This is a genomic window from Moraxella sp. RCAD0137 (assembly GCF_002894025.1).
In the GTDB taxonomy this organism is placed as follows: Bacteria; Pseudomonadota; Gammaproteobacteria; order Pseudomonadales; family Moraxellaceae; genus Moraxella; species Moraxella porci.
The window spans coordinates 1-13,068 of the sequence record NZ_LTCC01000001.1 but is presented as its reverse complement, the minus strand read 5'-3'; the positions used below and the strand labels follow the sequence as shown (position 1 = coordinate 13,068).

The window sequence follows — 13,068 nt, the reverse complement described above, 5'->3', positions numbered from 1 at the left end:
ATCAGCCGTGACGATCGCCAGTCAATGCCTGAACACAGTCCATCACCAAGGACGGGCCTTTATAGATCAAGCCAGAGTATAGCTGCACTGCCTTAGCGCCAGCATGGATCTTTTTGACAGCCAATTCACCCGTCTCAATGCCGCCAACACCGATCAGATCCACCTGATGTGCGATACGATCTGCAAACTGCGACAAAATCAGCGTACTTTGATGATTCACTGGACGACCTGACAATCCACCAGCTTCATCGCCATGTCGAAAGCCCTCGACGCCTGTGCGTGATAAAGTGGTATTGGTCGCGATCAAGCCATCAATCTCAAAGTCCAGCACGGTTTGGGCGATCTCATCGATCTGGCTTAGATCCAAATCTGGGGCGATTTTTAAGGCCAGCGGCACATAAAAGCCATAATCGTTTGCCAAGCGGATTTGGCAGTTTTTGATGCCATCGAGCAGCACAGCCAGCGCATCAGCGCTTTGTAGGTCGCGCAGATTTTTGGTATTGGGGCTTGAGATATTGATGGTGATGTAGCTGGCATAAGGATAAACGCGCTCAAGACAATAGATATAGTCATCCAGCGCATTTTCGACAGGTGTGATGGCATTTTTGCCGATATTAATGCCTAGTACGCCTTTATATTTGGCACGCTCGATGTTATCGATCATCTGATCGACACCGTCGTTATTAAAGCCCATACGGTTGATGATGCCGTGCGCTTCTTTGATGCGAAACAGTCGCGGTTTGTCGTTGCCTGCCTGTGGTCTGGGCGTGACGGTACCGATCTCCAAAAAGCCAAAACCAAGCTCCGCTAAGGCATCGATATAGGCGCCATTTTTGTCAAGACCAGCTGCCAGACCAACAGGATTTGGCAATGACACGCCCATGCATTCGGTGGGCAGTGCTTGCTTGGCATAAATAAAGCCCAACAAGTGCGCCTTATTGGCAGCTTCAAGCATCTCGAGCGTCTTTTCGTGCGCTTGCTCAGGATCCATGCTGAACAACAGTGGACGAAGTAACGCATAAGACATAGCAACCCCTTAACCATAATAAAAATAAAATCAGCTAATTATAGCACATTTTGATGGCATAAAAATAAAAATCTACAAAATTTCAGCCATCACGCTGTTAGCACATGTATGATGCAAATTATCACAGACCTTATCTTCATGATTGAGCAGTGTTTTTTTGATATCGATACCGCCTGTATAGCCACCAAGTCCACCATCAGAAGCGATCACACGATGACAAGGGATAATCAGACTGATTGGATTTTTGCCATTGGCATTGGCGCAGGCGCGAAATGCAGTCGGCTTGCCGATTTGTTTGGCAAGTGTTGCATAACTGATGGTCTGCCCATAAGGAATGCTTAATAGTGCTTGCCATACTTGCTGTTGAAATGGCGTACCATGACTCAAATTCAGCGGTACGCCAAAGCTTGTGCGTTTGCCTTCAAAATACTCATCGAGCTCTTGGATGGCTTGCATTAGCACCTGCCCATTGGTCGTCTGTTTATCAAGTGCATCAATCTTTTGGTAATCAAAGTCATCAGCACTCATGCCAAGCAGATTTTCACTTTTTTGGATAAACCAGTCTAGCGCCACAAGCTTGCCATCTTTGGCGATCAGCGTGATGATGGGCAGGTCAAATGGTGGCGTATAATGCGTGATACTAATCATGATATTTCACCCAAAAAAAGACAAGCAAACCAAGGCCTACTTGCCTTATCGGTTATTCATCTTTTTCAAGAAGTGCATCCACAAATTCTTTTGGCTCAAAGGGTTGTAGGTCATCGATGCCCTCGCCCACACCGATAAAACGAATTGGAATGTCGGTATTTTGGGCAATATTAAACACCACGCCACCTTTGGCTGTACCGTCAAGCTTGGTAATGCTGATGCCTGTCAGATTGACGGCTTCGCTAAATACCTGGACTTGATTGATGGCGTTTTGACCTGTACCAGCATCCAGTACAATCATCGTCTCATGCGGTGCGGTTTCGTCGGCCTTTTTCATCACGCGGACGACTTTTTCGAGTTCTGCCATCAGATGCGTCTTATTCTGTAGGCGACCTGCGGTATCAGCGATGAGTACATCAATGCCTTTGGCACGAGCCGACTGCATCGCATCAAAAATCACCGATGCACTGTCTGAACCATGACCCTGTGCCACCACTGGGATATTGTTCCGTTCACCCCAAATCTGTAGCTGTTCGGTCGCAGCAGCACGAAATGTATCGCCAGCTGCGAGCATCACTGATTTGCCCTCACCTTGCAAACGCTTGGCAAGCTTACCGATGGTTGTGGTTTTACCCACGCCATTAACCCCCACCATCAAAATCACATACGGCTTTTTGGCGGTATCAATCTCAAGCGGCTTGACTTTGGGTGCCAAAATGTCGTGTAGTTCAGATTTGAGTGCCTTATACAGCGAATGCGAATAAATCAAATCACCACGGGCGGTCTGCTCGGTAAGATTTTTGATGATGCGATTGGTGGCATTGACGCCGATGTCAGCCACCAAAAGCTGATCTTCGACTTCCTCAAGCAGTTCATCATCAATCTCTTTGCCGCCCACCAAGACATTGACCAAACCTTCGGACAGATTCTTGCTAGACTTGGCAAGTCCTGCTTTCATACGGGCAAACCAGCCGCCTTGTTCGTTTTCGCTCATAAGTTGCCTTTTTTTGATAAATTATAAATAGGATAACTATTTCAATAGATTGCCGTGATTGTAGCACAGTTTGACAAAGATTTCACCCAACAAAAAAAGCTCTGATGACATCAGAGCTTTGATTGGTAAATTTTAGTCGATATGATTGATTTATAAAGACTCACCCAAAATCACACCACCATCATTTTTGGTGATCATCACGGTTGCTGAGCGTGGGATTTTGCCACCTGCGACCGCACCCCATGCCACATCAGGATGATCTTCACCAGGATGCTGAATGTTGATAAACAAAGTCTTTAAGTCTGGCGTCATGGTGATGCCTGTGACTTCACAGCCTTTTGGCCCAACAAAGAATCGCTTGAGCGTATCATCGCTTGCCATCATGCCGACAGGGGTATTTTTGCCTGTGGTGGTGCTGACGATTTTGCCATCGCCGACACGATTTGGTAGTGCTGCCAGTAGCATACAGTTGGTGGTCTTGGTATAAGCACCATCATCGGTCTGAATCCACAGTACGCCGCGTGGATCGAAGTACAGACCATCTGGTGATGACAGATCATTGTCAGCACTTAAGTTTGACAAGTTCTGCTCGGTCAAGTCATTTGGCGCGGCAAACAGATACACATCCCAATTAAAGCGAGTGGCGGTGTGATCGCCGTTTTGTTCATGCCAGCGGATGATATGCCCATGCTGATTGCCCTTGTCATTATAGCTTCGTGGGTTGGCGGCATCGGTGGCATCGACGCTGCGTTTTGAGTTGTTGGTCAAGGTGACATACACCTCGCCTGTGATCGGGCTGACCGATACCCATTCAGGGCGATCCATCTTGGTTGCACCGAGCGCATCAGCGGCTAGGCGGGCATGGATGACGATGTCGGCTTGGTCTTTAAAATTATAGTCCTTGTGCTTGACCGTATCCATCGCCAAACGCTTCCACTCGCCTGTGCCATCAGCATTGAACACTGCCACATACAGCGTGCCTTCGTTCATGTATTTATCGCCTGCTTTTAGACCTTTGCCGATATCTTTTGGCGACCACAGTGCCTTTGAGACGAATTTATAAATATACTCACCACGGGCATCATCCCCCATATAAAATACTACAGGCTTGCCTGCGACAGGTGGTGCAAAGGCGCAGTTTTCGTGAGCAAAACGACCTAAGCTTGTGCGTTTGACAGCTTTAGCTTGTGGGTTGAATGGGTCAATCTCAACGATATAACCAAAGGCATTAAAGGCATTGCGATAGTCATCGTGCGCTGATTTGCCACGAGCACTGATGTCCCAGCGGCTAAATTCATCCGCCACGACGCCCTCTTTATCATCAGCGGTATGCCACAGATAGCCACCGCCTGTGCTGTTTTCTTTTAGGCCATAGCGAGCCAGTGCGATATCAGCTTGATTGCCAATGATGGCTTTGTCTTCACCACGAGCAAAGACATTCAAAAAATTCTCTTCGGTGGTCAAAAAAGTCCCCCAAGGCGACATCCCTGCACCGCATTGGTTGTTAATACCCCAAATGGTTTTGCCCTTTTTGTCATACTTAGTTTGTAGCTGTTCATTGCCACTTGCTACGCCTGCCAAAGTCACTGCTGAATTACTGGTGTGGCGTTTATTAAAGCGAGAATTTTTCACCAACTCAAATTGACCATTAGTCTTTCGGACTAGTTCCACCACAGACACGCCATGAGCGTGAGCATCGCGACGCACATCCATAGCAAGGCGTTTTTTGCGATAAATTGGTGCGGCATTGGCATCCTCCTGTGTGTACATCCCCATCGGATGTAGGTTGTCATTGGTGTATTCATGATTGATGGCGAGCAGACCACGATTGGACTGATTGGCATCATATTTGCCACCCGTCATACCAAAAAAGTGCATCCCGTCGTGGTTATCGCCCATGCGATACATAAATGACTCGCCTGAATGCTGACGGTCATCACGAAACGCCTCAATGCCATCGACAAGCGGCTCACCTAGGTGCAAAAATGCCTTGGCGGTATAGCCTTCAGCAACCATCATCTCATTGCCCGTATAATGCGGTACGGCTTTGAATTTTAGGCTGGTTGGGCGAGCAAGATTGGTGGTAGCGTTCGCAAATGCTGTATTACCAAGTAGTGGCAATGAGCCGAACATCGCCGCTGCGGTCAAGCCTGCCCCGCCTTTTAGCACGGTGCGACGAGAGACCGCCTTATCCAAAATGTCGCTAAAAACTGGGTTTTGGCTTGGGTTTGAATCTTCAATATAATCATGCGGATGCATCATGGTTATTTTCCTTGTGCTGGCTCAGCAAAAGCTGGCTTGGTGTGATTTGATGGGCATTGTATCAACGACGCATGACAAAAAAGTGACCAATACATGACAGCTTGATGACATTTTTAATGACCAAATAATCACATCGCTTGGCAGTATGCCTTGCAAGTTAGCAACATCAACCAAGTTTTGCCAACTGTAGTACTAATGCAACTTTGATAAATGTAGGCTGTGTTTTTTCACAAAATTCTTTATAATACCCAACAATGCTCAATAACCTCTCTTGTCATCAAGCATCTTCATTAAATAAATAAAGGAAAGTTATGAAATTAAGCCCCTTGGCGCTTAGCCTTATCGCCGCGATTTCTGTCAGCGCCTGCCACAGCGTGCCAAATCACAGCGCACCAACAGTTGATGATCGCCCCACCAAACCAATCCATCAACCAAGCCAGCATCTAATCACTCATACCTTGGACAATGGGCTAACAGTCATCATCAAACCCGATACGCGCGCGCCGATCGTGATGACGCAGATCTGGTATGATGTCGGCAGTAGTGATGAGCCTGTGGGCAAAGGCGGTATGTCGCATTTTTTGGAACACATGATGTTCAAGGACGCCAAAGGGATCAGCAGTCATGATTATCAGCGATTGATTAGTCATTTTGGTGGGGATATTAATGCCTTTACTAGCAGCGAATACACGGCCTATTATGAAAGTCTGCCTGCCAATCAGTATCCTTTGGCCTTACAAATTGAAGCCAATCGCATGACCAATCTCATCTTAACGCCTGAGGAAGTCGCCACCGAAAAAGAAGTCATCAAAGAAGAGCGCCGACTGCGTACTGATGACAATCCGATGGCTAAGGCCTATGAAGAATTTTTGGCGGCGGCATTGCCAGATTCGCCTTTGGGTCGGCCTGTGATCGGCAGTATGGCAGACATCGATGGTTTAAGCTTGAATGATTTGCAGGCGTGGTATGATAAGTGGTATGCGCCCAATAATGCCACTTTGGTCATGGTCGGTGACATTGATGCCGATGAGGCGATGATTTGGGTTGAAAAGTACTTTGGCCACCTAAAGCCCGCCAGCCTCCCCAAGCGCACTCGCCCCACTCACGCGACCCACCGAGGCTATCAGCAGCTGACCAGCCATCAATCAGTTCAGGTGCCTAGCCTGATCATGGGCTTTAATGTACCAACGCTTGGTAGTGGCGATGCCAAACAGGCGCATGCTTTATCCTTATTGGCAGACATTGCCGATGGCGGACTGTCGGCACGCTTTGAACATCGACTGATCCGACAGATGCAGCTATTAAATAGCGTCAGCATCAGCTATGATATGCTCTCAAAAGGCGATGGCTTATTTATGATCAGCGCCACACCCCGAGACGGCGTGACCTTGGCTGATGCCGAAGCCGCCATCATGACGGTGCTGTCAGAGATTTATGAAGGTCAGATCAGCGATCAGGAACTGGCGCGCGCCCGAACAGGCTTATTATCTTCATTAACTTTTGCTGCTGATAGCGTCGATAACCAAGCCATCACTTTGGGGTCGCTGGCCAGTTTGGGCTTGCCGCTAGATACCTTGGATCGCTTGCCAAAAGACTTGGATGCCATCAAAAAATCCGACATTCAAACCACAGGCAAAGCCTATTTGACCCAAGATAACCTGACCACCATGTATGTACTGCCCAAAGCAGCACCATAAGACACCACAGCCAGCCATGTTATTGATAAAGAAACTTATGACAACACCTGCCCACACCCCAAAGCGTTTTATGCTATCTGCGCTATTTGCAGCCATCACTTTGTTGACAGTCCAAGCCCATGCCGCAAGCACACTGCCCACGCCTGTGCTTGCCGCCGACAGCATCATCGACAGTATCGATCGGCTAGGTCAGCTGACCATTGAGGTGCCAGCCACCCAATATTTTGAGACTGATCATGGTGTGCAAGTGGCGTTCACGCCATTAACCGAGCTGCCGATCATCGATGTCAGTTTGCATTTTGCGACCGATGCTGCGACCGATGGTTTGCCTGCTGGCACCGCCAACATGGTCGCTACCATGCTCACTCAAGGCAGTGGATCACTGTCTGAAGATGCCTTTATCGAGGCCAGTGAGTCGCTTGGCATTGCACTATCTGCCAATGCCAGCAAAGATGGCCTGAGCCTCTCGATGCGCAGCTTATCCGATGCCGCCATAATCAATCAAGCCTCAGATCTGATGGCAATGGCCGTGAACCATCCCCGCTTCGATGCAGCGATCTTAAAACGCAATCAAGATCGACTAAGCCTAAGCCTGCGCCAGCAGCAGCAAAATCCTGCTTATGTTGCCGCCCAAGCCTTCACTCAAGCCGTTTATGAGGGTCATCACTACGCCCATGCGATCAGCGGTAATGAATCAAGCCTAAAAAGCATCACCACCGATGACCTTAAGCGCTTTACCGATTTGTATCTGCGCGCGCCTAATGCCACGCTTATCCTCACAGGAAATTTGAGTCTTGATGAGGCAAAGAAGCTTGCTCACCGTCTCACACAAGATTTGCCCAATCAAGGCACAAAACCAGTCAGCACAGCGATGCATAAAAAGCATCAGCCGCGCCATATTCACATCGATCATGACAGCAGCCAGACCCAAATCATCATCGGCCATCTGACAGGCGCCCAAAAGATCGATGCCGCCAGTCGTCAGCACAGCAGTGATTTTGCTTTGGGTAATGAGGTTTTGGCTGGTGGGGATTTTAATGCCAGACTGATGAAGACGATTCGCGAACAAAAAGGTTATACCTACGGCATCTATGGCAATCTTGAGCAGCTAAAAGCAGCGGGCAGCTATGCGGTTCGTTTTTCGACCGATGGCCATTTGGCAGCAGAGGCGATCACCCAGACGCTACAAATAATCAGCGCTACGCTCGATCAAGGCATCAGCGAAGATGAGCTGGCTTTGGTGCGATTTGGCAATCAAAACGGCTTTGGCCAAACCTTTTCAAGTAATGCCAGCATCCATCGCACCATCAGCGCGTTGACGGTAGCAGGTTTTCCAAAGGATCATCTACAAACTCGGCCACAAAGACTGGATCGCGCGACCTTGGACAGCGTCAATCTCGCCCTAAAAAACACCATCACGCCCGATCAGTTCATCATCGTCACTGTCGGCAAAATCAAACCCGATCTTAGCCACTTATTTAAATAATGGAATCACTGATCAAGCTTGATGCGATGGTATCTATACGATGCCATCGTTTTTTGTGCTTGGCCTCAGCGTGCATCACGGCGTTTACGACGCTTTTGTAGCAGCTTTAGGCGGGTCAAACGCTCAATTTGTTGATAAATTTTACCCATTTGATTATAAAACAGTGCTGCTACCAAAATCACCATGATCGGTAATAGCATCGATAAATACCCCACTTGCATGTATAGCAGCACCGCAACGATGCCCCCAATAAAAAACGCCCACCACAGCCCACTGTGCAAAATGATTCTTTTGATATTCACCCGACGACCGACCAGCCAGTTACCCACCGCTGACCCCAAGTCCGAGGTAATGCCTGTCAAATGCGTGGTGCGAATGACCGTGCCATGATAAGTAGCAACCATCGAGTTTTGTAGGCCACAGGCCATGGCAATCAGCATCTGCCCAATAAAATGATGTTCATCCAGATACATCCACAGGCTTGCCGACAGCAGCAGCACCTCCAAGAGCATCGCATAGCCATAATGGCGGCCAATGTTCAGCTCACTTGAGCCGATGATCGCCCCGCTCAATACCGAACCGAGCCAAAACGACCCGATTGTAATCAACAGCAGCTGAAAATTCAGCCAGTCGCCTGCCATCATCGAGACGACAAATAAACTGACATTGCCCGTCACATGCGAGGCAGAAATGTGCGTGATGCCCATTAATGCCGTAGTGTTTAATATCCCAGCACAAAAAGCCAGCACCACCGCACCGATCAGCACCCAAGTTGGGATATTCTCACCCATGATTTTCATCGATTGCCTGCCTTATTTTCACTTGGCCAAGCTATTATTATAACATGAAGTTACAATACGGCAATAATTCCGAGCGCAGGTGATCTTATCTGTGATTGGGTGGAGTGATCTTAACAATAGATAAAAATTAGTTTGGTAGAATATTAATTAAAATTAACTGATGACGCATCAAAGCAGGATAAAATCGCTTGATTTGTCTAATAAAATATCCATTTCATAAAAGCGTCAATGATTTAGCAATTAAACTGATTTTATTATCATAAATTATCATCAAAACATCCAAAATACAGCCAAAATTTAGCTTGGTTTCTTATGTCTTCTGATATATAATTGCTATTTGTTGTATTTATGTTGTTCTTAGCCTAAGTGAGTTGTATCATGTTTCAATTTACCCAACCCCAAACCCCACTTCGTGACGCCATCACTGGTGCTTATCGTTTGGATGAAGTAACCGCCGTTTCTAATCTGTTAGCGACACTAAACTTTGATAACGCCCAAAAAGAGCAAATTAACGCTTTGGCGCGTCGTCTGATCACTCAAGTGCGCGCCGATCGCAGCAAATCTTCTGGCGTCGATGCATTGATGCAAGAATTTTCACTATCAAGCGAAGAAGGTGTGGCACTGATGTGTTTGGCTGAGTCGCTACTGCGTATCCCAGATACCGCCACGCGCGACCGACTGATCCAAGACAAGCTGTCTGATGGCGACTGGAAAAGCCATGTGGGTAATAGCCCATCGATGTTCGTCAATGCAGCAGCGTGGGGCTTGGTGCTGACAGGTAAACTGACTCAGCCAACCACAGGTGGTCTGGGTTCGGCACTGACACGCGTCCTACAAAAAGGTGGTGCGCCATTCATCCGCGCTGGTGTCAATCACGCGATGAAAATCCTAGGCAAGCAATTCGTCACAGGCCAGACCATCGAAGAGGCTCTGTCAAATGGTAAAGAGCGCGAAAAATTAGGCTATCGTTTCAGCTTTGACATGCTGGGTGAAGCGGCGATGACTGCCGAAGATGCCGACCGCTACTATCAAGATTATGTCACCGCCATTCACGCCATCGGCAAAGATGCCAAAGGCCGCGGTGTTTATGATGGCAATGGCATTTCAGTCAAACTATCAGCCATTCACCCACGCTATTTCCGCGCGCAGCATGAGCGTGTGATGACTGAGCTTCTGCCACGACTAAAAGCCCTTTTCGTTTTGGCCAAAGAATATGACATCGGTCTAAACATTGATGCTGAAGAAGCTAACCGCCTTGAGCTGTCATTGGATCTGATGGAAAAACTGGTCAGCGATCCAGACCTTCAGGGTTTTAACGGCATCGGCTTTGTGGTTCAAGCCTACCAAAAACGCTGCCCATATGTCATCGATTTTCTGATCGATTTGGCGCGTCGCAATAATCAGCGCTTGATGATTCGCTTGGTAAAAGGCGCTTATTGGGACAGCGAAATCAAATGGGCGCAAGTCGACGGCTTGGATGGCTACCCTGTATATACTCGTAAAGTACATACCGATGTGTCATATTTGGCCTGCGCTCAAAAACTGCTGGCCGCTCAAGATGCGATCTTCCCACAATTTGCCACCCATAACGCCCAAAGTCTGGCCACCATCTATGAGATGGGCAAAGACAAAGATTTTGAATTCCAATGCCTGCATGGCATGGGTGAAACCCTATACGATCAAGTTGTCGGCGAAAAGAATCTGGGCCGTCGCGTACGCATCTATGCCCCTGTCGGTACTCACAAGACTTTGTTGGCATATCTGGTGCGTCGCCTACTTGAAAATGGCGCCAACTCATCATTCGTCAACCGCATCGTCGATGAAGATGTCAGCATTGATGAGCTGATCGAATCACCGATTGATATCGTCAATGCCACCGGCATCTCGCCAAACCCATTGACGCCACCACCGCGTCGCATTTATGGCGAGCGTGATAACTCATTTGGCTTGGATTTGAGTAACGAACATGTCCTTGCCAAACTACAAGACAATATGCAGGCAGCTTGTGATATCGCCTTTGAGGTAAGCTCTTTGACAGCTGGCACTGTCGCGCATCAGCCAGCCCACGCTGTCTTAAACCCAGCAGATCATCGCGATGTCGTCGGTCAAGTATCGTTCATCGATGCCAACAGCATCCGCGATGTGATCAGTGTATCGCTGAATGCTCAGCATGCATGGCGTACCGTGTCACCTGCACAGCGCGCTGCGATGTTGCGCCGCTTTGCCGATTTGATGGAAGAGCCTGCACGCATGTCACTACTGATGATGGTGGCTGTTCGTGAAGCTGGTAAAACGCTACTGAACGCCATCGCCGAAGTCCGTGAAGCCATCGATTTTTGCCGTTATTATGCTGATGAAACAGAGCGCCTAAACCTATCAAATCCTGTGGGTACTGTGGTTGCGATCAGCCCTTGGAACTTCCCACTGGCGATCTTTGTTGGTGAGGTGGTATCAGCTTTGGCGGCTGGCAACACCGTGGTCGCAAAACCAGCCGAACAAACCAGCCTAATCGCGCATTTGGCGGTATCTTGGCTGCACGAATCTGGCGTCCCAACCGATGTGCTTCAGTTGGTGCTAGGTGCAGGCGATGTGGGTGCAGCACTGACCTCTGATGAGCGCATTGATGGCGTGATCTTCACAGGTTCTACCGATGTCGCTAAGCGCATCAACAAGCTACTGGCTGCTCGCACCGATAATCCAGTATTGATCGCTGAGACTGGCGGTATGAATGCCATGATTGTGGACAGCACCGCACTACCTGAGCAGGTATGTACCGATGTACTGGCCTCAGCATTTGACTCAGCAGGTCAGCGCTGTTCAGCCCTACGCATCCTATGTGTTCAAGAAGACATCGCCGATCACATGGTCGAGATGATCAAAGGCGCAATGGATGAGTTGGTGGTCAATAACCCTGCGGCACTCTCTACCGATGTGGGTCCTGTCATCGATGCTGAAGCCCAAGAAAACTTGCTCAATCACATCAATAACCTGAAACAAATCGCACCATATCATGAAGTCGCGATTCGTTCAGATGCCCCAAATTCTACTTTTGTTGCGCCGATCATGTTTGAACTAAAAGATCTGTCACAACTGAAAAAAGAAGTATTTGGCCCTGTACTGCATGTGGTGCGTTTTGCCGCTCATGAGTTGGATGATTTGATCGATAATATCAACAAAAAAGGCTACGCGTTAACACACGGTATTCACAGCCGTATCGATAGCACCATCGAACACATCACCGACCGCATCGAAGCTGGTAACGTCTATATTAACCGCAACATCGTGGGTGCTGTCGTTGGCGTACAGCCTTTTGGTGGTCATGCGATGAGTGGTACTGGCCCGAAAGCTGGTGGTCCATTCTATCTACAGCGCCTAAGCAATCTTCAGCAATGGGATACGCCTGCGGTTGATCAAGCTGCACTGATTCATGAATCAAATCTTGCCAAAGTGCGCGCTGTCGCTGCCAAGCTTTCTTTGAGCAGCGAAGAGCAATCTTTAGTTGAGACAGCTGCTGACAATGCGATTCGTTCATCATTGAACCATGCCAGCACCGAATTGGCAGGCCCAACTGGTGAAACCAATACCCTATCTTGGCACGCACCAAAAGCTGTCACCATCTACGGTGGCGACAAAGCACAAACCTTGGCGGCACTGGCAGCATTGGCGGTCAATGGCACCAAAGCTTATGTCAATCCAGCCCATGCACTGGCTGATCATGCTGATGCGCTTGACGGTATCTTGGTGGTGGCTGAGCAGCCTGCCGCTGATGTCAATGATATCGTGGTTGCGCTGTCTGCCATGCCAGCAAGCGAACAAGTGCGATTAGCGGAGCTTGACGGCAGCATTCGCCGTGTGATCGATGCGACCAATGGTCTTGATGTCACACGCCTATATCACGAAGTCAGCCAAAGCTACAACACCACCGCCGCTGGTGGTAACGCAAGCTTGATGGCCTCAGCCTAAGATATAAGCCAACAAAAATGCACCCTATTGATATGGGGTGCATTTTTGTATTGTTGCTTCTTAAAATACTGGTGGTGTTTCAAAAAGTATGCTGACATTAAATGAAGCCATTATTGATGTAAAAAAAGGTTAAGTCGAAAGCTTTAAAATGGTTTTCAATCTTTTTTGAAAAATTACAACTCCTTCTAAAA

Annotated in this window: 8 protein-coding genes and 1 pseudogene; 3 read left to right on the top strand and 6 right to left on the bottom strand. The window is 48.3% G+C overall.

The genetic code is table 11. From position 1 onward, the window contains the following. Position 1: 1 nt before the first annotated feature. The 4 genes from AZ602_RS00045 to AZ602_RS00030 form a co-directional block, all read right to left on the bottom strand. Positions 2-1,027 (bottom strand): quinone-dependent dihydroorotate dehydrogenase, encoded by a 1,026-nt coding sequence (locus AZ602_RS00045; protein WP_078317151.1) that lies wholly within the window; start codon positions 1,025-1,027, stop codon positions 2-4. Positions 1,028-1,099: 72 nt separating this feature from the next. Further along, positions 1,100-1,675 carry a methylated-DNA--[protein]-cysteine S-methyltransferase gene (locus AZ602_RS00040; RefSeq protein ID WP_103033151.1) on the bottom strand — a complete coding sequence of 192 codons (576 nt, stop codon included), beginning with the start codon at positions 1,673-1,675 and terminating at the stop codon, positions 1,100-1,102. A 52-nt stretch (positions 1,676-1,727) separates the two neighbouring features. After that, positions 1,728-2,669, bottom strand: coding sequence for a signal recognition particle-docking protein FtsY (ftsY, locus tag AZ602_RS00035; RefSeq protein WP_078317153.1), 942 nt, complete (start codon positions 2,667-2,669; stop codon positions 1,728-1,730). Between the two features lie 150 nt (positions 2,670-2,819). After that, complete coding sequence (locus AZ602_RS00030) at positions 2,820-4,931, bottom strand: PhoX family phosphatase (RefSeq protein ID WP_103033150.1); 2,112 nt, start codon at positions 4,929-4,931, stop codon at positions 2,820-2,822. 311 nt (positions 4,932-5,242) lie between these two features. Here AZ602_RS00030 and AZ602_RS00025 point away from each other — a divergent pair, with 311 nt between their 5' ends. Next, entirely contained in the window at positions 5,243-6,628 is a 1,386-nt protein-coding gene (locus AZ602_RS00025; protein ID WP_103033149.1) for a pitrilysin family protein, read from the top strand. 37 nt (positions 6,629-6,665) lie between these two features. After that, positions 6,666-8,114: a pitrilysin family protein gene (locus AZ602_RS00020; protein ID WP_103033148.1), complete on the top strand. Its 1,449-nt coding sequence runs from the start codon at positions 6,666-6,668 to the stop codon at positions 8,112-8,114. Positions 8,115-8,179: 65 nt separating this feature from the next. Here AZ602_RS00020 and AZ602_RS00015 read toward each other — a convergent pair whose 3' ends face one another. Further along, positions 8,180-8,914, bottom strand: coding sequence for a YoaK family protein (locus AZ602_RS00015; protein WP_078317156.1), 735 nt, complete (start codon positions 8,912-8,914; stop codon positions 8,180-8,182). A gap of 378 nt (positions 8,915-9,292) precedes the next feature. Between AZ602_RS00015 and putA the strand changes: the two genes are divergently transcribed. Then, on the top strand, positions 9,293-12,877 hold the full coding sequence (putA, locus tag AZ602_RS00010; protein ID WP_103033147.1) for a bifunctional proline dehydrogenase/L-glutamate gamma-semialdehyde dehydrogenase PutA: 3,585 nt from the start codon (positions 9,293-9,295) through the stop codon (positions 12,875-12,877). A gap of 97 nt (positions 12,878-12,974) precedes the next feature. On the opposite strand, the pseudogene AZ602_RS00005 reads toward putA, so the two are convergent. Next, a pseudogene (locus AZ602_RS00005) lies at positions 12,975-13,068 on the bottom strand (IS1 family transposase); the annotation flags it as partial.

Bases quoted from the DNA above. Each gene is read 5' to 3' on its own strand.
- AZ602_RS00020 (WP_103033148.1), top strand. From the start codon at position 6,666: ATGACAACACCTGCCCACACCCCAAAGCGTTTTATGCTATCTGCGCTA.
- AZ602_RS00025 (WP_103033149.1), top strand. From the start codon at position 5,243: ATGAAATTAAGCCCCTTGGCGCTTAGCCTTATCGCCGCGATTTCTGTC.
- putA (WP_103033147.1), top strand. From the start codon at position 9,293: ATGTTTCAATTTACCCAACCCCAAACCCCACTTCGTGACGCCATCACT.
- AZ602_RS00045 (WP_078317151.1), bottom strand. From the start codon at position 1,027: ATGTCTTATGCGTTACTTCGTCCACTGTTGTTCAGCATGGATCCTGAG.
- AZ602_RS00030 (WP_103033150.1), bottom strand. From the start codon at position 4,931: ATGATGCATCCGCATGATTATATTGAAGATTCAAACCCAAGCCAAAAC.
- AZ602_RS00015 (WP_078317156.1), bottom strand. From the start codon at position 8,914: ATGAAAATCATGGGTGAGAATATCCCAACTTGGGTGCTGATCGGTGCG.
- AZ602_RS00040 (WP_103033151.1), bottom strand. From the start codon at position 1,675: ATGATTAGTATCACGCATTATACGCCACCATTTGACCTGCCCATCATC.
- ftsY (WP_078317153.1), bottom strand. From the start codon at position 2,669: ATGAGCGAAAACGAACAAGGCGGCTGGTTTGCCCGTATGAAAGCAGGA.